The sequence below is a fragment of the Rhizobium jaguaris genome, from assembly GCF_003627755.1.
GTDB lineage: Bacteria > Pseudomonadota > Alphaproteobacteria > Rhizobiales > Rhizobiaceae > Rhizobium > Rhizobium jaguaris.
In genome coordinates, this window is record NZ_CP032694.1 from 739,330 (window position 1) to 761,362 (window position 22,033).

Here is a 22,033-nt window from a genome sequence, read left to right on the forward strand (position 1 = left end):
GTTGAACTGTCATAATTGTTTCACTCGCCTGACATAAAAGGGCGGTGCTTTGACCGCTAAAAAAGAGTTGTTGAAAGGCGGACGCTCCGTTCGCCGCCACGCTCTTCAAAGCCCGTCAGGGAGGGTTCACCATGAACACGTTGAAACTGTCTATCATTGCGTTGGTCGCGTCCGCCGCTTTTTCTGGCGTCGCCGTGGCCCGCGATCAGATTCAGATTTCCGGTTCTTCCACCGTATTCCCCTATGCCAAGATCGTTGCCGAGACTTTCGGTGAAACCTTCACAAGCTTCAAAACGCCGGTCGTCGAATCCGGCGGTTCCGGTGCCGGCCTGAAGGAATTCTGCAAGGGCGTCGGCCCCGATTCCATCGATATCGCGAATTCTTCGCGCCCGATCAAGGATAGTGAAGTCGCAGCCTGCAAGGCAGCCGGCGTCGCCGATATCCAGCAGATCAAGATCGGTTACGACGGCATCGTCTTTGCCTTCGACAAGAGCAATCTCGACATCAAATTCGTGCCCGCCGATCTCTATAAGGCGCTCGCAGCCGAAGTCGTGGTGAATGGCAAGCTGGTTGCCAACCCTTATAAGAAATGGTCCGAGATCAATCCGGCCCTGCCGAACTTCGAGATCGCAGCCTACATTCCGGGCGAGAAGCATGGCACGCGCGAGGTCTTCGAAGAGAAGGTGCTCGCCGCGGGCTGCAAGGATTCCGGCGCGCTCGACGTCATCAAGGCGACCGTTTCCGATCCCGATCAGCAGACCGCGAAGTGCATTGCAGTGCGCAAGGACGGTGCGGCGGTCGATATCGACGGCGACTATCCCGAGACACTGGCCCGCATAGATGCCAACAAGCATGGTATCGGCGTTTTCGGCCTCTACTTCTATCAGAACAATGCCGACAAGCTGAAGGTGGCGACCGTAAGCGGCATCGTGCCGTCGGGCCAGACCATCGCCGATGGCACCTATCCGGTGTCGCGGCCGCTGTTCTTCTACGTCAAGAAGGCGCATCTCGGCGTCATTCCGGGACTGAAGGAATATATCGACTTCTTCACGAGCGATCAGATGATCGGACCGGACAGCCCTCTGGCAGAATATGGCCTGGTGCCGGCGCCGGATGCCGAACGCGACCAGATCCGCAAGGAATTCGCGGACGGGAAGATCATGTGAGTGCATAAGGACTACCGCCGGCGGGGTTGCCCGCGCCGGCGTTTGCCGGGGAATGGGAATGAGTTTGTCGTTGCTGCTGTTGTGCCTGTCGATCATCGGCGCCTCCGCCTTCGTGCTGGGGCGGACGAGAGCGGCTGCGCTTTCCGGCGGCAGGTCCTCGGCCATGCACTCGCGGCTTGGCTACCACGGCGCCTATGCCGCCATCTGGGCTGTGTTGCCGGCGCTGGCGCTGATCTGCGTCTGGCTGGCGATCAGCCCGGAGGTGATCGACGGTTTCGTGATCAAATCCTTTCCGGAGGAGGTGAAATCCCTGCCGCAAGCCGAGCTCAACCTCAGCTACGGCATGGTGCGCAGCATCGCCCACGGCATGCGCCTGCTTGATGACCAGGAACTTGCCACCGTGGCCAGCGGCTCGGCCGATCTTCAATTGCTCCTGGCGCAGAAGGGTGTCCCGCTCGCGGTCCGGCCAACCGGCTATATGATCGAGGCCGCCAACAAATACAACAACATGCGATATGTGAGCCGCGTCGTCATGTCGGTGGCGGCCATCATTCTTTCGGTGCTCTCAGCCATTCATGGACTGCGGGCCATCGCGCTGCGCTTTCGTGCCCGCAACCGAGTGGAGCAGGTCATTCTCGGCGGCCTGATCGTCGCTTCCTCCATCGCCGTGCTGACGACGGTCGGCATTGTCGCTTCGATGCTGTCGGAGGCGGCTCGCTTCTTCAACATGGTTCCAGCCGCCGAATTCTTCTTCGGCACCGTTTGGGATCCGCGTTTTGCCGGCGCCGGTTCGCAAACGTCGGGCACGTTCGGGCTCATCCCGTTACTGGCCGGCACGCTCTATATCGGCCTCGTCGCCATGTTGGTAGCAGTCCCGGTGGGGCTGTTTGCCGCCATCTACATGGCCGAATATGCCTCGGCGCGCGTGCGTTCCGTCGCTAAACCGATGCTCGAAGTGCTGGCCGGCATTCCGACCATCGTCTACGGCTTTTTTGCCCTGGTGACGGTCGGCCCGTTCCTGCGCGATATTTCCGCCGATATCAACGGCCTGCTCACGGGCAATTATGCGAGCTTCATCGAGGCGCAGAGCGTCCTGACCGCCGGCTTCGTCATGGGCGTCATGCTCATTCCCTATGTCTCGTCGCTCTCGGACGACATTATCATGGCCGTGCCGCGTTCGCTGCGCGACGGTTCGCTTGGCCTCGGTGCCACGCGGTCGGAAACGGTCAAGCGCGTCCTTCTGCCGGCTGCATTGCCGGGCATCGTCGGTGCGCTGCTGATGACGGCGTCGCGGGCGGTCGGCGAGACGATGATCGTCGTACTAGCGGCCGGCGTTGCTGCCCGCATGCAGCTCGATCCTTTCGAGCCGATGACGACGGTCACCGTAAAGATCGTCAACCAGTTGACCGGCGACCTCGAATTTACCTCGCCGCAGACACTGGTGGCCTTCGCGCTCGGCATCACGCTCTTCGGCCTGACCCTTTGCCTGAACGTTTATGCGCTCTACATCGTCCGCCGATATAGGGAGCAATACGAATGAGCGATGTCGTAACTTCCGCCCCATCGCCGATTCCGCGTGGGATGACGCCCGGCGCGCCGCTGCGGCGTGATATCGGCATCAAGCGTCGCTACGCCGCTGAACGCCGATTCCGCGCCTATGGTCTTGCCGCCGTTACCTTCGGCCTTGTCTTCCTCATCATCCTGGTCTCCACAGTGGTACGCCACGGCTACACGGCCTTCGTGCAGACCTCGATCATCTTGCCGATAGAGTTCACCGAGAAGGTGATCGATCCCGCCGGCAAGCGCGGCGGCGATCCGAAGGTGCTGATATCAGCCAATTATCCGGTTCTCATCCGTGACGCTCTGGTGAAGGCTCTGGGCATCGATCCTTCCAACCGGGTGCTCGTCCGCGAAGCGACGGAAATGGTATCGGACGGCGCACGGATTGCATTGCGCGACAAGGTCCTGGCCGATCCCTCGATCATCGGGAAGACGGTAGAGGTCACTTTCCTCGCCAGCGCCAATATCGACTCCGCCAACAAGGGACAGATCGACCTGACGGCGGCCGAAAAGGACCGCAAGGTCTCCGACCAGCAGCTCGCATGGATGAGGCAACTCGCCGCCGGCGGTGCGTTGTACAAGGCATTCAACACCGGCCTGTTCTTGTCCGGCAATTCGAGCCGCCCGGAGGCTGCGGGCCTCGGTGTCGCGCTGATCGGTTCCCTCTATCTGATGCTCACCGTGCTGGTCTTGGCATTGCCGGTTGGCGTTGCCGCCTCGATCTACCTGGAGGAATTCGCGCCGAAGAACCGGCTGACCGATCTGATCGAGGTCAATATCAACAATCTCGCGGCGGTGCCGTCGATCGTCTACGGCCTGCTCGGCCTTTCGGTCTTCATTAATTTCATGGGCCTGCCCCGTTCTGCCTCGCTGGTCGGCGGGCTGGTGCTCAGCCTGATGACGCTGCCGATGATCATTATCGCCACGCGCTCGGCGCTGAGGGCCGTGCCGCCGTCGATCCGCAGCGCGGCCCTCGGCCTTGGTGCTTCGCGCATGCAGGTGGTGTTCCACCATGTCCTGCCGCTCGCCATGCCCGGCATTCTGACGGGCACGATCCTCGGGCTGGCGCATGCGCTTGGCGAAACCGCGCCGTTGCTCTTGATCGGCATGGTCGCCTTCGTCGCCAATTATCCGGCAGGGCCGCTCGATCCCTCGACGGCGCTGCCGGTGCAGATCTACATGTGGGCGAGCGAAGCCGAGCGCGCCTTTGTCGAAAGAACCTCCGGGGCCATTATCGTCCTGCTCTTCTTCCTCGTTGCGATGAATATCGGGGCTATCCTGCTGCGCCGTCGTTTTGAGCGGCGCTGGTGACAGGAGGCGATGGAATGAACATGATGACGGAAGCCGTGAGCGAAAAAGTACTGGCTAAGAAGATGATGACGATCCCCTATAAGATGATCGGCCAGGACGTCTCGGTCTATTATGGCGACAAGCGCGCCCTGTTCGACGTGAACCTGAACATCCGCGTCAATACGGTCACGGCGCTGATCGGTCCTTCCGGCTGCGGCAAATCCACCTTCCTGCGTTGCCTCAATCGCATGAACGATACGATCGACACCTGCCGCATCACCGGCAAGATCACGCTCGATGATCAGGATGTCTATGACAGCGCCATCGATGTTGTAGAGCTGCGCGCCCGTGTCGGCATGGTGTTCCAAAAGCCAAATCCGTTCCCGAAGTCGATCTACGAGAATGTAGCCTATGGGCCCCGTATCCACGGGCTTCACCGTTCCAAAGCCGATCTGGATCACATCGTCGAAACCAGCCTGCAGAAGGCTGGCCTTTGGGGAGAAGTGAAGGATCGGCTGTATGATGCCGGCACCAGCCTGTCCGGCGGCCAGCAGCAGCGTCTCTGCATTGCCCGCGCCGTCGCCGTCAGTCCGGAGGTCATCCTCATGGATGAGCCGTGCTCGGCACTCGATCCGATCGCCACCGCCAAAGTCGAGGAACTCATACATGAGCTGCGGGAAAACTTCACGATCGTCATCGTGACGCATTCCATGCAGCAAGCAGCCCGCGTTTCACAACGCACCGCGATGTTTCACCTCGGCCATCTGGTCGAGGAGAACGACACCGATAAGATGTTCACCAATCCCGATGATTTCCGCACGCAGGATTACATCATGGGCCGCTTTGGCTGATGATGCTCCCCGCGCGGTTCCCTTCACATCGTTCACCTTGAGGATAGCAAAATGGTCTCTACACACATTCTCTCTGCCTATGACGAAGACCTAAAATTCCTGACACGCCGCATTTCCGAAATGGGCGGCCTGGCGGAGCAGATGGTCAGCGACAGCGTCCGCGCACTGGTAAACGGCGATGCCAGCCTTGCGCAGAAGGTCATCTCCGATGACGTCATTCTGGACCACGCCGAGCGTGAGGTCGGCGACAAGGCGATCGTCACCATCGCTCGCCGCCAGCCGATGGCTGCCGACCTGCGTGAAATCATGGGTTCCATCCGCATCGCCTCCGACCTGGAGCGCGTCGGCGATCTCGGCAAGAACACCGCCAAGCGCGTCATCGCCGTGCAGGGCACCGGCGTTCCGCGTCGTCTCGCCCGCGGCATCGAACATCTCTCCGAACTGGCGCTCGTCCAGCTCAAGGAAGTACTCGATGTCTATACGACCCGTTCGCCTGACAAGGCCGTATCGATCCGCGAACGCGACGAGGAAATCGACGCCATGTACACCTCGCTCTTCCGCGAGATGCTGACCTACATGATGGAAGATCCGCGCAACATCACCACCTGCACGCATCTTCTCTTCTGCGCCAAGAACATCGAGCGCATCGGCGACCATGCCACCAACATCGCCGAGACGATCTATTACATGGCGACCGGTGCTCAGCCCGAAGGCGAGCGCCCGAAAGACGATACTGCCAATACCGTCGGTGCAGTGACGGAATAACGTAGAAGCCAAGAGAGGGAGACCAGAGGCGCATGGTTCCGAGAGTAGCTGTTGTAGAAGACGAGGAAGCGCTAAGCGTTCTGCTGCGCTATAACCTCGAGGCCGAAGGCTTCGAGGTCGACACTATCCTGAGAGGCGATGAAGCCGAGCTGCGCCTCCAGGAGCGCATCCCCGATCTTCTGATCCTCGACTGGATGCTCCCCGGCGTGTCCGGCATCGAACTCTGCCGCCGGCTGCGCATGCGGCCGGAGACGGAGCGCCTGCCGATCATCATGCTCACGGCCCGCGGCGAGGAAAGCGAGCGCGTGCGCGGCCTTTCCACCGGCGCGGACGACTATGTCGTCAAGCCGTTCTCGACGCCGGAGCTGATGGCTCGCGTCAAGGCGATGCTGCGCAGAGCCCGCCCGGAGGTTCTCTCCACGGTGTTGCGCTGTGGCGATATCGAGCTGGACCGCGAGACCCATCGCGTTCACCGCAAGAGCCGCGAAGTGCGGTTGGGGCCGACGGAATTCCGCCTGCTGGAATTCCTGATGTCCTCGCCGGGCCGCGTATTCTCGCGTTCGCAGTTGCTCGACGGTGTATGGGGACACGATATCTATGTCGACGAACGCACTGTCGATGTGCATGTCGGTCGCCTGCGCAAGGCCCTGAATTTCTCCAATATGCAGGACGTCATTCGCACCGTTCGCGGCGCGGGTTATTCCATGGAGGCCTGATCGGATCATCCGACTGGTTTTTTGCAGAGCGGCGGAAACAGAAAACGGGCCTTTCGGCCCGTTTCTTTCATTTGGCTGATGTGGTTCAGTGTGCCGCTCGGCGCCGATCATGGACCGGCTGATAAGCCAGGCGCTGATGGTAGGTGCAGTAGGGCGAAGAGTCCGGGCTGTCGTTGCCGCAGAAGTGAAAATCGTCCTTCAGCGGGTCGCCGACTGGCCACTTGCAGGTGCGTTCGGTGAGTTCCGTCAGGCCGAGACGGCGCGAGATCGGAACCACCACATTGGCGGCCGGACGATATTCGATCTCGTGGACGGTATCGATCTCGACCTCTTCCTTGAGCATTGTCGCACCCTGCTGGCGGGTAACCGTGCGGGTTGCAACGCGCGAGGCGTAATTCGGCGCGCGTGGTGCCGAGGTATTGCGTTTTGGCGCTCGAGCCGTCGTTGCCGCTCCGCCGGCCTTGGCCCGGCCCGGCAGGCTCAAGCGATGCACTTTGCCGATGACGGCATTACGACTGACACCACCGAGCTGTGCCGCGATCTGGCTGGCGCTCAAACCTTCGGACCACAGCTTCTTCAGCTTCTCGACGCGTTCGTCTGTCCAATTCATGCCCTGTCTCCGCTGTCGCGTTTCTGATGGCAGAATCCCTCACCATTGCCTCGCATTGGGTCGAGGCGTGAAACGCTTTAAAATTGTGGTGACTAGTTCCGCCGCATGCAGTCTAGTAATTGGTTTTTAACCTAGTGTGAGGCTGACTCCGTGACAAGAGTCGCGGGAATCTTGGAGAATCGATTTCGAGGTTTTCCCCAACTTGCTATAGGTGAGTGGCATTTATGCAATATAAGTTGTCAAAGACGAGCCGTCCCTCCAGAGGCGCTCTGCCGCACCTGCTAAATCGCCAGTTTTGTTGACATCGCGGTGCAAAACATCAATAGTGCCTCAGGCCGCCGCAAGGCGGCATTTTGATTTTTCTGGGCCCGTTTCACTCGAAGGAAACGATTGGCCCTAAAGGTTGTGATCGAGGAGATATGGGCCATGGCTGAAACCGCGCCGCTTTATGACACCTATGTGCGTGCTCCGCTGCGGTTCGAGCGAGGCGAAGGCGTATGGCTGATCACAGAAACCGGCGAACGCTATCTCGATTTCGCCGCCGGCGTCGCGGTGAATGCGCTCGGCCATGCGCATCCCCATCTGGTTGCAGAGCTGAAGTCGCAGGCCGACAAGGTCTGGCACCTGTCCAACCTCTATGAGGTGCCGGGCCAGGAGAAGCTGTCGAAGCGCCTGACGGAAGCCACCTTCGCCGACAAGGTGTTCTTCACCAATTCGGGCGCCGAGGCGCTGGAATGCGCCATCAAGACGGCACGGCGCTACCAGTTCGCCAAGGGTCATCCCGAGAGATACCATATCATCACCTTCGAAGGCGCTTTCCACGGCCGCACGATCGCGACGATCGCCGCCGGCGGTCAGGAGAAATATCTCGAAGGTTTCGGCCCGAAGGCGCCTGGATTCGACCAGGTACCCTTCGGCGATCTCGACGCGGTGCGTGCCGCCGTTACCAATGAGACGGCCGCCATTCTGATCGAACCTGTTCAGGGCGAGGGTGGTATCCGCCCGGCGACGAATGAGTTCTTGCGCGGGCTGCGTCAGATCTGCGACGAGCATGGTCTGCTTCTGGTCCTCGACGAAGTTCAGACCGGCGTCGGCCGCACCGGCAAGCTTTTCGCCCACGAATGGGCGGGCATTACCCCTGATATCATGGCCGTTGCCAAGGGTATCGGCGGCGGCTTTCCGCTCGGCGCCTGCCTTGCGACTGCTGAGGCCGCATCAGGCATGAAAGCCGGCACGCATGGCTCGACCTATGGCGGCAACCCGCTCGCCATGGCCGTCGGCAATGCCGTGCTGGATGTCGTGCTGGCCGATGGCTTCCTGCAGCATGTGCGCGACGTCGCATTGGTCTTCCGCCAGGGCCTCGCCTCGCTCAAGGATCGTTTTCCGGATATCATCGAGGATATCCGCGGCGAGGGGCTGTTGCTCGGCATTAAGGCTGCCATTCCGCAGGCAGAGCTGTTGCAGGCGATCCGCGCCGAGCATCTGCTGGGCGTGCCGGCCGGCGACAACGTCATCCGCCTGCTGCCGCCGCTGGTGGTGACGGCCGAGGAAGCGCGCGAAGGCATTGCTCGTATCGAACGTGCTGCAGAATCGCTGCGCGCCGCCCGCGTCAAGAAGTCGGCTTGAGTTCAACGCCTGCTGATCGGGGCGTTTTTGCCCCAACAGCGGGCGTTATCTTTTTTGGGAGTACAGGTAGGACATGGCTTCACCGAAACACTTTCTCGATCTCTCCGCCGTCGCGGCGACCGATCTGCGCAGCATCATCGACGATGCCATCGTGCGAAAGCAGGCGCTGAAGGCGGGCGCCGTCGACAAGCCTCTGGCCGGCAAGATGCTGGCGATGATCTTCGAGAAGCCGTCCACCCGCACACGCGTCTCCTTTGACGTCGGTATGCGCCAGCTCGGTGGCGAGACGCTGTTCCTGTCGGGCACGGAAATGCAGCTCGGCCGTGCTGAGACGATCGGCGATACGGCCAAGGTGCTGTCGCGCTACGTCGATGCGATCATGATCCGCACGACCGACCATTCGCGTATGCTGGAACTCGCTGAACACGCGACCGTGCCGGTTATCAACGCGCTGACCGACGATACGCATCCCTGCCAGATCATGGCCGATATCATGACCTTCGAGGAGCATCGCGGCCCGATCAAGGGCAAGACCATCGCCTGGAGCGGCGACGGCAACAACGTGCTTCATTCGCTGGTCGAAGGGGCTGCTCGTTTCGGCTATCGCATGAACATGGCCGTACCCCTTGGTTCCGAGCCGAAGGATCACTATCTGAACTGGGCCCGCAACGAGGGCGCCGAAATCATGCTCTCGCATGATGCCGACCGTGCGGTCGCCGGCGCCGATTGCGTGGTAACCGATACCTGGGTTTCCATGAATCAGGAGCACCGGGCCCGCGGTCACAACGTCTTCCAGCCCTATCAGGTCAACGCGGCTTTGATGGCACAGGCCGGCAAGGACGCGTTGTTCATGCATTGCCTGCCCGCTCATCGCGGGGAGGAAGTGACGGACGAGGTGATCGACGGTCCGCAATCCGTTGTTTTCGATGAGGCGGAAAACCGCCTTCATGCGCAAAAATCGATTCTTGCTTGGTGCCTGGGCGCGATCTGAGGACATAGAACCGCGTAGACGTCGCGGGCGCAGTAGGAGTAGAGCAATGGCGGAAAGTGCAGCCTCGCTGGGTCAATTCGATTTTGCCGGCGACGATCATGTCGTTCCCTTCCAGGTAGAGGGTCTTGATGTCCGCGGCCGTGCCGTACAGCTCGGGCCGCTACTGGACGCAATTCTCGCCCGGCATAATTATCCTGCCCCCGTTGCCCGGCTGCTGGCCGAGGCCGTGGCGCTGACTGTATTGCTCGGCACCTCGTTGAAGTTCGAGGGCAAGTTCACGGTGCAGACGAAGAGCGACGGGCCGGTCGATCTCCTGGTCGCCGATTTCTCGACGCCGGAGAACGTCCGCGCCTATGCCCGCTTCGATGACGAGGCGCTGGCCGAGGCCGTGGCCGCCGGCAAGACCGAGCCGGAACAGCTTCTCGGCAAGGGCGTCCTCGCCTTCACCATCGATCAGGGTCGCTTCAGCCAGCCCTATCAGGGGATAGTGGCGCTGGACGGCGCTTCGCTTGAGGAGATCGCCGGCACCTATTTCCGCCAGTCGGAGCAGATCCCGACGCGTGTTCGTCTGGGTGCCGCCGAATTGTTCGACCGCGACGAGGCCGGCAAGCCGCGCCATCGTTGGCGGGCGGGCGGCCTCGTCGCGCAGTTCCTGCCGGAAGCCCCGGAGCGCATGCGCCAGCCGGACCTCCACGGTGGCGACGGCGACACCAGCCTGCGGGAGCACGTCGAGGACGACGCCTGGGCGGAAGCGCGCACCTTGGTCGAGACGATCGACGCTGACGAACTGACCGACCCGCAGGTCGGCACCGAGCGTTTGCTGTACCGCCTCTTCCATGAGCGCGGTGTGCGCGTTTACGAGCCGAAGGCGGTCTTCGACCGCTGCACCTGTTCGCGCGACAAACTGAAGAGCGTATTGCAGGGGTTTTCTGCCGAGGAGATCGAGGCGAGCCACGAGAACGGCGAAATTGCCGTCACCTGCGAATTCTGCTCGACGACCTATCGCTTCGAGGTATCTGAGGTAACTGACGCTGCCTGAACCGCTCTAATGCATGTCGCGCAAAAGTGTGCAGCGGTTTTGCGAAAACGACATGCAAAAACAAGGAGCTAAAGCGTGGGAGCGAATCTGAAAGATCGCGACGAGCTTTAGGCTCGGTCAGTTCAGCGTCCGCAGCAGATTGGGCGTGTCCAGCGAAAAGGCGGGAATCTTGACGTGAAAGAGCTCCCCGTCATCCGTCTCCATCTGGTAATGGCCGAACATCATGCCCGATGGCGTGTCGAGCGGGCAGCCTGAGGAATATTCATAGGTATCGCCCGGCCGCAGCCTCGGCTGCTCGCCGACGACGCCAGGGCCGGTCACCTCGTCCACCAGGCCGTTCTGATCGGTGATGTGCCAATAGCGCGTCACCAGCCGGACCGAAATGGTGGAGTGGTTGGAAATGACGATGCGGTAACCCCAGACGTAACGATCGTCCTCCGGATCGGATTGCTCCTCCAGATAAAAGGGTTCGACGACAACTTCGATGTCGCGTGTTAGAGCGCGATACATGCCTGATACCTTGGTCACTTCTCCGAAACGTCGCGCGTTCAAACGAATACGCAAAGGACGCTCCAGCATTTTAAGTCTAGGGCATCTTATCCGCTTTCTATGATCCCACGGAAAGCGGGATACTTAGCGGTATCCTATAAAGCGACCTGTTCCGTCAAGGAACGGATTGGTGAAAACTTCTTTAACCGATTAAACCATTCGGATTTTAAGACCTTAGTCCTAGTTCTAAAGCTTAATCGGCCGCGGCCGAAAGTATAGGCGCGCGGCCTGCTTTCAAGATGCGTAAGCCCGTCCGAACGATATTTGGACGGGCTTGAGTAGAGGTCAGGCAGAAACCTACGCCAGCGCGCGGGCGAAGTCCTCGACCAGATCTTCACTGTCCTCGATGCCGGCGGAAAAGCGCACCGTTCCGGGCGAAATGCCAAGTTCGGCGCGAGCCTCGTCGGTGAGGTTCTTGTGCGTGGTCGTGGCCGGATGGGTAATCAGGCTCTTGGAGTCGCCGAGATTGTTGGAGATCTTCACGATCTTCAGCGCGTTCTGCAGTTTGAACGCCGCTTCCTTGCCGCCCTTCAGCTCGAAGGCGACGAGGGTGGAGCCACCGCTCATCTGCTTGGCGATGATATCGGCCTGCGGATGGTCCTTGCGGCCGGGATAGATCACGCGGGCAACCTTGTTGGTCTGCTCTGCCAGGAAGTCAGCCACTTTCGCAGCATTCGCCGTCTGCTGTGCGACGCGCAGCGGCAGCGTCTCGATGCCCTTCAGCAGCGTCCAGGCGGTAAACGGCGACATGGCCGGACCGGTGTGACGGAAGTAGTCCTGCAGGTTTTCGTCGATCCATTGCTTGTCGGAAAGGATGACGCCGCCGAGCGAGCGGCCCTGACCGTCGATGTGCTTGGTGGCGGAATAGACGACGATATGCGCGCCGAGTTCCAGCGGCTTCTGGAAGAGCGGGGTGGCGAAGACGTTGTCGACCACGACCTTGGCGCCGATCTGATTGGCGAGCTTGGCGACGGCGGCAATGTCGACCACTTCCAGCGTCGGATTGGTCGGGCTTTCCAGGAAGAAGACCTTGGTGTTCGGGCGGATCGCCTTTTCCCAGTTCTCCACGAAACGCCCGTCGACGAGAGTGCATTCGATACCGTATTTCGGCGCGAGGGTCTCGACGACCCAGCGGCAGGAGCCGAAGAGCGCGCGCGCAGCAACGATATGATCGCCGGCCTTCAACTGGCAGAGGATGGCGGCGGAAACGGCGGCCATGCCGGACGCGGTGGCGCGCGCATCTTCCGCGCCTTCCAGCGCACACATGCGCTTTTCGAACATATCGTTCGTCGGGCTGCCGTAGCGGGCGTAGATGAAGCCCTCCGTCTCACCCTTGAAGCGGGCTTCGGCCGCTTCCGAGGTTTCGTAGACGAAACCCTGGGTGAGATAGATCGCTTCGGAGGTCTCGCCGAATTGCGAGCGGAGCGTTCCGCCGTGTACGAGCTGGGTTGCGGGGCGCCAAGTCTTGCTCATGCCATCACCACTTTCAAAACAAAAAAAACCGGCCGCGAAAGCAGACCGGTTTAACCCCGGTCCTTTTAGCCACTTGTTTAACGTGGCTGCAAGCCGACCGGCCAAATCACCACGGGATAAGTTGGAATACTGCCGTTGACCGCTTGCGTCAATTCCCCGAGTTTGGTTTTGTCTGCGACAATTACTGCCCGCCCATTCGTCAGGATGCTCTGAGGTCGCAGTACCGTTTTGAACGGCGCATAACCCGGCAAGTCCATTCTCGATTGTCCGGGTGAAGCGCTGGAAAAGAGGCATGATGGCTCGCAATACTGGAATTTTGGCCGATCGCGCCATTGCAGCGCTTTTCGAAGCGGGACGGCTGACGAGCGAAAAAGAACTGGATGTCGATCAGATCCAGCCGGCGAGCCTTGACCTGAGGCTTAGTGCGCATGCCTTCCGTGTCCGTGCCAGTTTCATGCCTGGTCCTTCGCATCTCGTGGCCGACAAGCTCGACCGACTGAAGCTGCACGTCGTCGACCTCTCGGAAGGCGCGGTGCTGGAAACCGGCTGTGTCTATATCGTGCCGCTGATGGAGCGCCTGGACCTTCCTGAAGGCATGTCGGCCTCCGCCAACCCGAAAAGCTCGACCGGCCGCCTGGATATCTTCACCCGCGTGATCACCGATCGGGCGCAGGAGTTCGACAAGATCCCTGCCGGCTATTCCGGCCCTCTTTACCTTGAGATCAGCCCGCGCACCTTCCCGATCGTCGTGCGCCGCGGCTCACGCCTGTCGCAGATCCGCTTCCGCGTCGGCCAGGCGCTGCTGAGCGAACCGGAGCTGATGGCGCTGCACGCCAGCGAGACGCTGGTCGCCAGCAAACAGCCGAACGTCACCGGCGGCGGCATAGCGCTCTCGATCGATCTTGCCGGCGACAAGGAAGGCCTGATCGGTTATCGCGGCAAGCATCACACAGCGGTCGTCGATGTCGACAAGAAGGCGCAACACGATATCTTCGATTTCTGGGAGCCGCTTTATAGTCGCGGCCGCACCGAACTGATCCTCGATCCGGATGAGTTCTACATCCTCGTCTCGCGCGAAGCGGTCCACGTGCCGCCGCATTATGCTGCCGAGATGACGCCCTTCGATCCTCTAGTGGGCGAATTCCGCGTCCATTACGCCGGCTTCTTCGACCCCGGCTTCGGCCACGCGCCCGCCGGCGGTCGCGGCAGCCGCGCCGTGCTGGAAGTGCGCAGCCACGAAGTTCCCTTCATCCTCGAAGACGGCCAGATCGTCGGCCGCCTGGTCTACGAGCACATGCTGGAACAGCCCTCCAGCCTCTACGGCTCCGGCCTCGGCTCGAACTACCAGGCACAGGGCCTGAAGCTGTCGAAGCATTTCCGGCTGTGATCGTTCATTTAGCGGCCTTGACAGAGGCCGCCAACTGTTGGACATCTCTGAATGTCAGGCGGGTGTAGCTCAATGGTAGAGCAGCAGCTTCCCAAGCTGAATACGAGGGTTCGATTCCCTTCACCCGCTCCAAACTAAATCAAAGCGTTAGCTTGTGTTTTCTGCCTAGTTGTCAGACGGTTTTGCAAACTCTGTTCGCTCTTTGGCCTCATTGCTCGCTGCGCCAGCAGTGTTTCACTTCCGCTTATTGTGAGTGTGCTTGATAAGCAGCCAGCCGTTGAGCAACCTGAAAGAGCGACTACCGGCCCTTTTTCCAATACCTGTCGCGTGTTAGTTTCCTGCCCTCTTTAAGTGTTGGCGTAGAAACTGAACCCCTTATCGGGTCGATTTTCGCAAGAGCCTCTAGCATCTCTATAGTTGCAAGAAATGTCTCTTCAAGCATGCTTACCCGGGCATCATATTTATCTGCGCCAGATATGTCTAAACCATCCAAAACTCTTCGCAGCCTGTCGATCCACCGCTTGTCGCCTTCGTCACCGGACAATAGCAATGCTTCAAAATCTCGGAAACCGATAACCTCATATCGCCGCGTCCCGTCTTTGACCTCCTTGATCATCATATCGCCAATGGCAGACTGGAAATCGCGATATAGCCAAGTCTCTCGAATGGAAAGAGAGCGAATTGCCCGTGCAACCGTCTCATCGATGATAGTGTCCGAAAGCGGATCAATCTGCATCCGTTCGGTAATAACATTAGCAACGCTCCTGCAAAGCGTCTTCTGACTTTCGGCCGCTAGAGAGGTAGCCAAATCGACGCTCTCTAATTGCAGTCTGGATTTTAATGTTTGTTCCACGGCGACAGCAATGTGAGAAAGTGCATCCGAAGGGACAGAAATGCGCCAGAGTTCGGCGATACTTCTGACACGCTGCATCTCCACATGCGTCCCATCGGCGAGCGCCTTCTCAAATTCTGCCATGGCCTTGTTTAACAAGGCCAATTTCTTTGGATTACCCAATGAAAAAAAGGTCAATTCACGCCTGTAAGCTCTTAGCCAACCAATCAAAACGGCAAATCGATACAAGGTGCTGTCATATTTGTAGCGTTCGAACTGGGTATTTGCTCCACTCTCATGTTCGCCCTTACAAGATGCAGGAATAGAAAAATCGTCGCCCTGTCGTCAGGGCGTTTCGTTTGGTGTGGATGCATCCTGGGGAAAGCAGGAAGCACGGTCATATAACGACGGTTGATCATGCTCTGATGCGCGGGTTGGTTACCGCCGGACCTGATGCGTCGCGGAGCTTCCTCTGTCTAGTTCGCAGCGTCGGAATGTAACCGGCTGATAGTGGAATCGAGGGTTCTCCTGCCGTGACCGTGCCCCCAGCCTTGCCCAGGCGCATATGGCTTTTTGACTCTTCTGTCCTCCTTGTTGAGTTCAGGATTGAGCTATACTCAACGCGGTGAGACCTGGCATGCAATCGCCCAGACGAATCCGGATAATTCGCGAGCGATCGCCGTGGTTACGGTCGTTGCCGGCTTTCCGGCCTTCGTGAGCTTGCGATAGCGGCCGCACAGCCGCTCCTGCGCCTTCCATGCCGTGTCGCGGATCGCTTTTGGGAGCTGCTCCTGGCGGATCAACTGATCACGGCTGATCTTTGCGGGAAACCGATAACTCCAAGCGGCTTCAATCAGCATTCGACGCGCCGTTGTATTGCCTGCTTTTGTAATGCCGCCCTGCCGCCGAGTTCCACCGCTTGAATGCTCCGATGGTACCAGCCCGAGATAGGCCATTAATTGGCGCGGGTTTGTGAAGCGGCTGAGATCGCCCAATTCGGCAATCATCGTAGCGGCCGTCACCAGAGCCATGCCGCGCAGTGATTGCAGCGCGACGACCACCGGAGCCAATGACCAGTCACTCAACATGGTCTCGATCTGCTTCGTCAGCCGATCCCGCCGCTCAGTTGCCGCCTCGATTGTGGCGATGTGATCCTGGAGAACGATTTGGTGGATTGGCTGTTCAAAGCAAAGACCGGCCAACCAACGGCGGTGCATCTGCGTCCAGGCCGGCCGGCTGTAGTGAAAGCCATGACGAAGCAGAAATCCGCTGAGCTGCTGGCGCGCTTGCCGCAAGCTGCGCACAGCGGCAAGCCGTGCCCGAACCAGATCACGCATCGCCTCATGGGCTGTATCTGGTATCCAAACAGCGCTCAGTTCTCCAGCGCGATGAAGTCTTGCCAGATTGTTGGCATCCCGACGGTCTGTCTTGATGCGATCGCCTGGTTTGTGCGGGATCAAAGAAGGGGCGACGACCACGCAATCATGACCTGCGGCAGACAGTTGCCGCTGAATGCCGTAGCCGCAAGGTCCCGCTTCGTAGCAAAACTTCAATGTCCGACCCGGCTGCGAAAGCTTGGCCAGCATGCGGGTCAAGGCCGTTGGCGTATTGACGATCTGGCCAAACGCGCGCGCGTCACCGCGCCCACCGCCGTCAGCGAGCGCCACCGCGATCGTCTCTTTGTGAACATCCAATCCGACATATGTGATAGTCTCGTCCATGGCCCGTCTCCTATGCATGAGGCTCTACGAGGGCATCGCTCTCGCAACCCTCGATACCTGCATATTGTGAGACGGGTCACCCGGTCCCAGGCGAACATTTAGTCTAGATTTAAGGAAAGTGCCTCTGCCGTCCTTTGTCAGTATCTCATGCACTCTCCAAAATAAGTTGGTAGCGGCATAGGCTAGAGGATCAGCGTAATTTCTATAAATATCCAAAGCTTGACGACGATCGGCTCGCCGGTCTTCTAACCTTTTTATAAGAAAATCTTTTAATATCGTGCCGAATATCGTTGCAAATGCCGCAATCAGCGCAGCTTTGACTGGTACATCCAACGAATTGAACCAATTGACCATCCGATCTGCTGCCCCACCAACTCCGCACTAAGCAAAATAATTAGCAAACGAGTACTCTTAAATTCTGAAGCGAGAACTGTCATCTGTGGGTTCGCCGTATAGGCTTCGAGATAGCACATCCGCTACGTCGTCAAAAACGGCATCTCCGCCTTCAGCGTTTCAGCCAGCCCTTCGCTGAAGGCTGCAATGGGGCGGGCCAGGCGGCCGGCGGGCGGGCGGTGCAGGACCCAGGAGATGACTTTCGGGCGGAAATCCGGCGTGTCGATGATTTCGACTGCATCGCGCCAGCGGCTGCCGGCAAGTGCGGCCGGTGTGACGATGCCGATGCCGAGGCCGCGGGCGACGAGCGACATTCTGAGATCGGCGCTCATGGCTTCGACGCCGACATTGAACGGCAGGCGTTCGATTTCGAAACGGTGATGGATGAAGGCGCGGAAGCCGCAGCCGGTCTGGTTCATGATCCAGGGAAACGTTGAAAGCTCATTGAGCTTCGGTGTCTTGGGAACGTCAAGCGGCGGAGAGGCCACCAGCAGCACGCCATGTGTTCCCAGATTGTCTGCGACGACATCCTCGGGCGGGCGGATGCCCTCCGGCAGGCAGACTGCCGCCGCATCAAGCTGGCTATGCGCGACCTGATCGACCAGTTGCGGTGACCAGCCTGAGACGATGCGCAGCGTCAATTGCGGGAATTGGCTGCGCAGCCGGTCGAGCGGCAGCGAAAGGGCCGCCTCGGAAAGATAGGGCATGATGCCAAGACGGAACTCGCCGCCGATCGTCCCGCCCGGTGAGACGCCGGCCTTCAGATCGTCCAGCGAGCGGAGCACGCGGCGACCGTGCTCATAGGCCTCTCGTCCGGCTGCCGTCGGCTTGAGCGGTTTGGATTGCCGGTCGAGAAGGGCAATGCCGAGACTGTCCTCAAGATTCTGTACACGACGGGTAATGCCGGGCTGGGTCAGGTTGATCCGCGCCGAGGCTGCGACGATCGATCCCGTTTCCACCACGGCGACGAATGCTTCGAGATCATGGATGTTCATGAGAGGTCCGCATAATCATTATTAGTCCATTTCATTTGCCGCATTATGCAAGAAAACGATAAACATGGCCATCGATATTATCAAAAATTATTGGAGAGCTCATGTCATCCATCCCCGAACGCATCGCGAATGAACTTGAGGAGGAAGCATCGGAAACCGCTGCCGGTCCCTCCACATTGCTTTTCGCCATCGCCACCGGCGTTATCATTCTCAATCTCTTCGCACCGCAGACCCTTGTCGGTGTCATTGGCCCGTCGCTTGGTTTTTCGGAGAACGGCGCCGGTCTTGTCGCCATGGCGTCATTGCTGGGCTATGCCGCCGGCCTGTTCTTCCTCGTGCCGCTCGCCGATCTCGTCGAGAACCGACGCCTGGTCTTGCGCATGCTGATCTCCGCGCTGGTCATGGCGGTTGCCGCCGCCTTCGCGCCGACCGGCTGGAGCCTGCTCGTCTTTCTCTTCTTGCTTGGCGCGGCCTGTTCGGCCATTCAGATCCTGGTGCCGATTGCTGCGGCTATGACGCCGCCGGAGCATCGGGGCCGAGTGATCGGCAATGTCATGAGTGGTCTGATGGTCGGCATTTTACTGTCACGGCCTCTGGCCAGTCTGGTCGCCGACATCTGGGGCTGGCGGAGCTTCTATGCGGTCAGCGCCGCGGCGCTCGCCCTGTTGACTGCCGTTCTTGCGCTGCGATTGCCGGAACGCCGGCCATTGGTAAGCTCCAGCTACGTCAGCTTGATCGCCTCGCTTTGGCAGCTCCTGCGCGATGAGCCGGTGTTGCGGATACGGGCCTTCTCGGCCGCGCTGGTGATGGCGAGTTTCAGCCTTTTCTGGACTGCGGTCGCGCTGCGGCTGGCGCAGCCGCCTTTCTCCCTCGGCCAAGCCAACATCGCAATGTTCGCCCTTGTCGGAGCAGGCGGCGCGGCGGCGACCTCTCCCTTCGGGCGGATGGGCGATCGGGGCTGGACGCGGGTGGCGACAACCGTCTCGCATGTGATCCTGCTCGGTGCCATGGCGCTGTCCGCATGGGCTGGCGAAGCGGAGACCGGCCATTCCGTGATTTCCCTGGTTCTGCTGGGCGCGGGCGCCGTGATGCTCGATGTCGGCGTTACCGGCGATCAGACATTGGGCCGCAGGGCAATCAATCTGCTGCGGCCGGAAGCGCGCGGCCGCATCAACGGGCTGTTCGTCGGCATCTTCTTTCTCGGTGGCGCTGTCGGCTCGGCCCTGGCGGGGACGGCCTGGAGCTGGGGCGGCTGGACCGCCGTCTGCGCCGCCAGCGCAGTTTTCGGAGCTGCAGCACTTCTGACTGGGCTTGCCGCAAGGAAATAAATGTCCTGTGGCCCGAATGTTCGTAACGGATGACGCGATGAGCCTGTCCGCTAGAGCCATTCCAGGAAAAGTGCGAAGCGGTTTTCCGTCTGGAATTGCGTAAAAACAAGGGGATAGAGCGGCAAAGCGATTCCGTGAAACGCTGCGCCGCTCTAGTCGGAGTGGCTCCCTCCGGGTTGTGGTGGTACACTAGAGTGGGGGGATGCGCCCATGAGCGAGGTCCGAAAGATCGCAGCGATCCTAGTCTCGGATGTGGTCGGTTACAGCCGGCTCGCCGGCGCGGACGAGGAGCGCATTCTGGCGCGGCTGCGCGCGCTGCGCAGCGATCTCATCGACCCCACGATCGCCGTGTATCACGGCCGCGTGGTCAAGCGGACCGGGGACGGCAGTCTTGTAGAGTTTCGCAGCGTTGTCGATGCGGTGCGTTGCGCCATCGAGGTGCAGAACAGCATGATCGAGCGCAATGCCGGCCTGCCTGCCGAGCGGCGGATTGAGTTCCGCGTCGGCATTCATCTGGGCGACGTCGTCGAAGAAAGCGACGGCGATCTTATGGGTGATGGCGTCAATATTGCTGCCCGCCTGCAAACAATTTGTGATCCCGGCGGCATCTGCCTCTCCGAACAGGCGTACTGGCAGGTCAAGGCAAGGCTTGATCTCGCAATCAACGATCGTGGCGACGTACAGCTCAAGAACATCATCGAGCCAGTCCACGTCTATTCGCTGCTGGTCGGTATTTCCGCCCAGGCAAAGCCCGCAACTCCCGCGGGCAGCACAGGACCGGAAAAGACTTCACCGTGGCTCGCGTTGCCCGACAAACCCTCGATCGCGGTCCTGCCGTTCCAGAACATGAGTGGTGACCCGGAGCAGGAGTATTTTGCCGACGGTATGGTGGAAGACATCATCACCGGGTTGTCGCGGATCAAATGGCTGTTCGTGATCGCGCGAAACTCGAGCTTCGTCTACAAGGGAAAGGCCGTGGATGTCCGGCAGGTCGGACGTGAGCTCGGCGTGCGCTATGTCTTGGAGGGAGGCGTGCGCAAGGCGGGCAACCGATTGCGCATTACCGCCCAGCTTGTCGAAGCCGAGACTGGAACGCATCTGTGGGCCGACCGATATGACGGCGCGCTGGAGGATATCTTCGACCTGCAGGACCAGATCACTGAAAAGGTGGTGGGCGTCGTCGAGCCGAGCCTGCAGCGATCGGAGATCGAACGTGCGCGGCAAAAGCGCCCCGAAAACCTCGACGCCTATGACCTCTATCTGCGCGCAGTCCCCCACATGGCGACCGTGATGCCTGCCGACGCCAAGATCGCTGCCAGGTTTTTGCAGGATGCACTGAGCCTGGACCCAAACTACGCTGCCGCCCATGCACGCCTTGCCTGGTGCCACGAGATTTTCTTCGTACGGGGCGGCTTCAACGAGGCCGACAGGGTCGCGGGGATTGGGCACGCGCGCTCCGTGATTGCGAGCGGCACCGACGACGCGTCGGCATTGGCCATCGCCGCCTTTACGATCTTTATGCTGGGCAAGGAGCAGGAAGCGGCGTTAATTGCCGTCGAGCGCGCCCTGTCGCTGAATTCCTCCTGCGCTACTGCACTCTACTTCGGTTCCCTCATCTACGCCTTCGCCGGCCAAGACGCCAAGGCGACCTCCAATGCCGAGCGCGCGCTAAGGCTCAGCCCATTCGACCCCATGGCTTTTGCAGCACATTTGGCGCTGGGAGCAGCGGCCGTCCAGCAGAAGCGATACGACGAGGCGGTATCGCATTGCGCAAGGGCCGCTCAGGCAAATCCGCTGTTCAGTACGCTTTATTTCTTTCAGGCCGCTTCGTTGGCGCTCGCTGGCCGCCAGGAGGAAGCGCGGCCGGTCGTGCAGCGATTGCTCGAACTGGAACCGGGATTTCGGCTTCGCGTGTTCTTCGATGTGGGGATGGTGCCGGCAATCGCCGACAGGTTTGCGGACGGCGCGCGCATGTTGGGTTTGCCCGAGTAGCCGGCTTGCTACAGAATTCCGCAATAATACCTTTCTTCCTTCAGGTTGCTGCCAGACATTCGTGCCAGTGGATCATCCTTTAACTTGGAATAAATGCTGATGCTGAACGTTGCGTGGCTTTACAGATTGAGGGCGATCTTCACGCGCGGCGTGTTGAAGATTTCCCGCCGCACGAAGGTGCCGCCCAGCGCAACGATCATCTGGAAGGATGGCAGCGTCAGGATCGGAGAGAAGGCCTTTCTCCGAAGGGGGATCGTCATCGATGCCCAACGCGGCAGCATTGATATGGGCCGGAGTGTCTCACTTAATGACTATGCCATTCTGCTCGGACGCGGCGGCATCACCATCGGCAACGACGTGCGGATCGCCGCCCATGCCATGGTGATATCGTTCGATCACAATTTCGACGATCCCACCCAGACCATCCGCATGCAGGGCGTCACCAAAAAGCCGATTGTCATAGAGGACGATGTCTGGATCGGCGCCGGGGCGAAAATCCTGGGCGGCTCTCATATTTCGAAAGGATGCGTGATCGGCGCGAACGCTGTCCTCAAGGGCAAGACTGAACCCTACGGCGTCTATGCTGGTGCTCCTGCACGGCTGATCAAGCGACGGGGCGAAGCGAGCAGCGTCAGGCACGCAAATGTCAAACCGCTGCCTGTCTCCAAGAGGAACGCGGATCGATAAATCATGTCGCGCAAAAGTGCGCGGCGGTTTTGCGATAACGAGATGCGCAAAATCAAAACCCT

19 protein-coding genes, 1 tRNA gene and 1 riboswitch are annotated in these 22,033 nt (G+C 60.0%); of the genes, 14 read left to right on the forward strand and 6 right to left on the reverse strand.

Annotated elements, in window-relative coordinates; translation table 11 throughout:
• Nucleotides 1-131: 131 nt before the first annotated feature.
• Genes CCGE525_RS03655 through phoB form a run of 6 tightly spaced genes read left to right on the forward strand, consistent with a single transcriptional unit; the run spans nucleotide 132 to nucleotide 6,348 of the window.
• The gene (locus CCGE525_RS03655) at nucleotides 132-1,166 is read left to right on the forward strand and encodes a substrate-binding domain-containing protein (protein ID WP_120703096.1); all 1,035 of its coding nucleotides are present in this window, start codon (nucleotides 132-134) and stop codon (nucleotides 1,164-1,166) included.
• A 58-nt stretch (nucleotides 1,167-1,224) separates the two neighbouring features.
• Nucleotides 1,225-2,706: a phosphate ABC transporter permease subunit PstC gene (gene pstC, locus CCGE525_RS03660; RefSeq protein WP_120703097.1), complete on the forward strand. Its 1,482-nt coding sequence runs from the start codon at nucleotides 1,225-1,227 to the stop codon at nucleotides 2,704-2,706.
• Complete coding sequence (gene pstA, locus CCGE525_RS03665; protein WP_120703098.1) at nucleotides 2,703-4,037, forward strand: phosphate ABC transporter permease PstA; 1,335 nt, start codon at nucleotides 2,703-2,705, stop codon at nucleotides 4,035-4,037. The genes pstC and pstA overlap by 4 nt, the downstream gene beginning before the upstream one ends.
• Nucleotides 4,038-4,051: 14 nt before the next feature.
• On the forward strand, nucleotides 4,052-4,867 hold the full coding sequence (gene pstB, locus CCGE525_RS03670) for a phosphate ABC transporter ATP-binding protein PstB (RefSeq protein ID WP_120703099.1): 816 nt from the start codon (nucleotides 4,052-4,054) through the stop codon (nucleotides 4,865-4,867).
• Nucleotides 4,868-4,918: 51 nt separating this feature from the next.
• Entirely contained in the window at nucleotides 4,919-5,632 is a 714-nt protein-coding gene (gene phoU / locus CCGE525_RS03675) for a phosphate signaling complex protein PhoU (protein WP_120703100.1), read from the forward strand.
• Nucleotides 5,633-5,664: 32 nt separating this feature from the next.
• Complete coding sequence (gene phoB / locus CCGE525_RS03680; protein WP_004128368.1) at nucleotides 5,665-6,348, forward strand: phosphate regulon transcriptional regulator PhoB; 684 nt, start codon at nucleotides 5,665-5,667, stop codon at nucleotides 6,346-6,348.
• 85 nt (nucleotides 6,349-6,433) lie between these two features.
• Here phoB and CCGE525_RS03685 read toward each other — a convergent pair whose 3' ends face one another.
• On the reverse strand, nucleotides 6,434-6,958 hold the full coding sequence (locus CCGE525_RS03685; protein WP_120703101.1) for a GcrA family cell cycle regulator: 525 nt from the start codon (nucleotides 6,956-6,958) through the stop codon (nucleotides 6,434-6,436).
• 426 nt (nucleotides 6,959-7,384) lie between these two features.
• Between CCGE525_RS03685 and CCGE525_RS03690 the strand changes: the two genes are divergently transcribed.
• From CCGE525_RS03690 to CCGE525_RS03700, 3 genes are all read left to right on the forward strand, one after another.
• Nucleotides 7,385-8,584, forward strand: a complete 1,200-nt coding sequence (locus CCGE525_RS03690) for an aspartate aminotransferase family protein (protein ID WP_120703102.1) — start codon at nucleotides 7,385-7,387, stop codon at nucleotides 8,582-8,584.
• Between the two features lie 73 nt (nucleotides 8,585-8,657).
• Nucleotides 8,658-9,575, forward strand: a complete 918-nt coding sequence (argF, locus tag CCGE525_RS03695) for an ornithine carbamoyltransferase (RefSeq protein WP_120703103.1) — start codon at nucleotides 8,658-8,660, stop codon at nucleotides 9,573-9,575.
• A gap of 46 nt (nucleotides 9,576-9,621) precedes the next feature.
• Nucleotides 9,622-10,614, forward strand: a complete 993-nt coding sequence (locus CCGE525_RS03700; RefSeq protein WP_120703104.1) for an Hsp33 family molecular chaperone — start codon at nucleotides 9,622-9,624, stop codon at nucleotides 10,612-10,614.
• A 117-nt stretch (nucleotides 10,615-10,731) separates the two neighbouring features.
• On the opposite strand, the gene apaG is transcribed toward CCGE525_RS03700, so the two are convergent.
• Together apaG and CCGE525_RS03710 are read right to left on the reverse strand one after the other, a co-directional pair.
• Nucleotides 10,732-11,124 carry a Co2+/Mg2+ efflux protein ApaG gene (gene apaG, locus CCGE525_RS03705; protein ID WP_120703105.1) on the reverse strand — a complete coding sequence of 131 codons (393 nt, stop codon included), beginning with the start codon at nucleotides 11,122-11,124 and terminating at the stop codon, nucleotides 10,732-10,734.
• Between the two features lie 336 nt (nucleotides 11,125-11,460).
• Nucleotides 11,461-12,636, reverse strand: a complete 1,176-nt coding sequence (locus CCGE525_RS03710; protein ID WP_120703106.1) for an O-succinylhomoserine sulfhydrylase — start codon at nucleotides 12,634-12,636, stop codon at nucleotides 11,461-11,463.
• A gap of 44 nt (nucleotides 12,637-12,680) precedes the next feature.
• Nucleotides 12,681-12,759: riboswitch (SAM riboswitch) on the reverse strand.
• 169 nt (nucleotides 12,760-12,928) lie between these two features.
• On the opposite strand from CCGE525_RS03710, the gene CCGE525_RS03715 reads away from it, so the two are divergent.
• A complete protein-coding gene (locus CCGE525_RS03715; RefSeq protein WP_162950121.1) occupies nucleotides 12,929-14,023 on the forward strand; it encodes a 2'-deoxycytidine 5'-triphosphate deaminase in 1,095 nt (364 codons plus the stop codon).
• Nucleotides 14,024-14,081: 58 nt separating this feature from the next.
• Nucleotides 14,082-14,155 (forward strand) — tRNA-Gly (locus CCGE525_RS03720).
• Nucleotides 14,156-14,321: 166 nt separating this feature from the next.
• Here the strand turns inward: CCGE525_RS03720 and CCGE525_RS03725 are convergent.
• From CCGE525_RS03725 to CCGE525_RS03735, 3 genes are all read right to left on the reverse strand, one after another.
• Nucleotides 14,322-15,104 carry a hypothetical protein gene (locus CCGE525_RS03725; protein WP_162950122.1) on the reverse strand — a complete coding sequence of 261 codons (783 nt, stop codon included), beginning with the start codon at nucleotides 15,102-15,104 and terminating at the stop codon, nucleotides 14,322-14,324.
• A gap of 368 nt (nucleotides 15,105-15,472) precedes the next feature.
• The gene (locus tag CCGE525_RS03730) at nucleotides 15,473-16,576 is read right to left on the reverse strand and encodes an IS110 family RNA-guided transposase (RefSeq protein ID WP_120702917.1); all 1,104 of its coding nucleotides are present in this window, start codon (nucleotides 16,574-16,576) and stop codon (nucleotides 15,473-15,475) included.
• Between the two features lie 476 nt (nucleotides 16,577-17,052).
• On the reverse strand, nucleotides 17,053-17,964 hold the full coding sequence (locus tag CCGE525_RS03735; RefSeq protein ID WP_120703108.1) for a LysR family transcriptional regulator: 912 nt from the start codon (nucleotides 17,962-17,964) through the stop codon (nucleotides 17,053-17,055).
• A 101-nt stretch (nucleotides 17,965-18,065) separates the two neighbouring features.
• Here CCGE525_RS03735 and CCGE525_RS03740 point away from each other — a divergent pair, with 101 nt between their 5' ends.
• The 3 genes from CCGE525_RS03740 (at nucleotide 18,066) to CCGE525_RS03750 (ending at nucleotide 21,971) form a co-directional block, all read left to right on the forward strand.
• Nucleotides 18,066-19,292: an MFS transporter gene (locus CCGE525_RS03740; protein WP_120703109.1), complete on the forward strand. Its 1,227-nt coding sequence runs from the start codon at nucleotides 18,066-18,068 to the stop codon at nucleotides 19,290-19,292.
• A gap of 210 nt (nucleotides 19,293-19,502) precedes the next feature.
• Entirely contained in the window at nucleotides 19,503-21,284 is a 1,782-nt protein-coding gene (locus tag CCGE525_RS03745; RefSeq protein ID WP_120703110.1) for an adenylate/guanylate cyclase domain-containing protein, read from the forward strand.
• 99 nt (nucleotides 21,285-21,383) lie between these two features.
• Complete coding sequence (locus tag CCGE525_RS03750) at nucleotides 21,384-21,971, forward strand: acyltransferase (RefSeq protein WP_120706234.1); 588 nt, start codon at nucleotides 21,384-21,386, stop codon at nucleotides 21,969-21,971.
• The last annotated feature ends 62 nt before the right edge of the window (nucleotides 21,972-22,033 follow it).

What these genes read in the sequence shown, in the direction of transcription:
- CCGE525_RS03655 (WP_120703096.1), top strand. Translation starts at nt 132, where the DNA reads ATGAACACGTTGAAACTGTCTATCATTGCGTTGGTCGCGTCCGCCGCT.
- pstC (WP_120703097.1), top strand. Translation starts at nt 1,225, where the DNA reads ATGAGTTTGTCGTTGCTGCTGTTGTGCCTGTCGATCATCGGCGCCTCC.
- pstA (WP_120703098.1), top strand. Translation starts at nt 2,703, where the DNA reads ATGAGCGATGTCGTAACTTCCGCCCCATCGCCGATTCCGCGTGGGATG.
- pstB (WP_120703099.1), top strand. Translation starts at nt 4,052, where the DNA reads ATGAACATGATGACGGAAGCCGTGAGCGAAAAAGTACTGGCTAAGAAG.
- phoU (WP_120703100.1), top strand. Translation starts at nt 4,919, where the DNA reads ATGGTCTCTACACACATTCTCTCTGCCTATGACGAAGACCTAAAATTC.
- phoB (WP_004128368.1), top strand. Translation starts at nt 5,665, where the DNA reads ATGGTTCCGAGAGTAGCTGTTGTAGAAGACGAGGAAGCGCTAAGCGTT.
- CCGE525_RS03685 (WP_120703101.1), bottom strand. Translation starts at nt 6,958, where the DNA reads ATGAATTGGACAGACGAACGCGTCGAGAAGCTGAAGAAGCTGTGGTCC.
- CCGE525_RS03690 (WP_120703102.1), top strand. Translation starts at nt 7,385, where the DNA reads ATGGCTGAAACCGCGCCGCTTTATGACACCTATGTGCGTGCTCCGCTG.
- argF (WP_120703103.1), top strand. Translation starts at nt 8,658, where the DNA reads ATGGCTTCACCGAAACACTTTCTCGATCTCTCCGCCGTCGCGGCGACC.
- CCGE525_RS03700 (WP_120703104.1), top strand. Translation starts at nt 9,622, where the DNA reads ATGGCGGAAAGTGCAGCCTCGCTGGGTCAATTCGATTTTGCCGGCGAC.
- apaG (WP_120703105.1), bottom strand. Translation starts at nt 11,124, where the DNA reads ATGTATCGCGCTCTAACACGCGACATCGAAGTTGTCGTCGAACCCTTT.
- CCGE525_RS03710 (WP_120703106.1), bottom strand. Translation starts at nt 12,636, where the DNA reads ATGAGCAAGACTTGGCGCCCCGCAACCCAGCTCGTACACGGCGGAACG.
- CCGE525_RS03715 (WP_162950121.1), top strand. Translation starts at nt 12,929, where the DNA reads ATGATGGCTCGCAATACTGGAATTTTGGCCGATCGCGCCATTGCAGCG.
- CCGE525_RS03730 (WP_120702917.1), bottom strand. Translation starts at nt 16,576, where the DNA reads ATGGACGAGACTATCACATATGTCGGATTGGATGTTCACAAAGAGACG.
- CCGE525_RS03735 (WP_120703108.1), bottom strand. Translation starts at nt 17,964, where the DNA reads ATGAACATCCATGATCTCGAAGCATTCGTCGCCGTGGTGGAAACGGGA.
- CCGE525_RS03740 (WP_120703109.1), top strand. Translation starts at nt 18,066, where the DNA reads ATGTCATCCATCCCCGAACGCATCGCGAATGAACTTGAGGAGGAAGCA.
- CCGE525_RS03745 (WP_120703110.1), top strand. Translation starts at nt 19,503, where the DNA reads ATGAGCGAGGTCCGAAAGATCGCAGCGATCCTAGTCTCGGATGTGGTC.
- CCGE525_RS03750 (WP_120706234.1), top strand. Translation starts at nt 21,384, where the DNA reads ATGCTGAACGTTGCGTGGCTTTACAGATTGAGGGCGATCTTCACGCGC.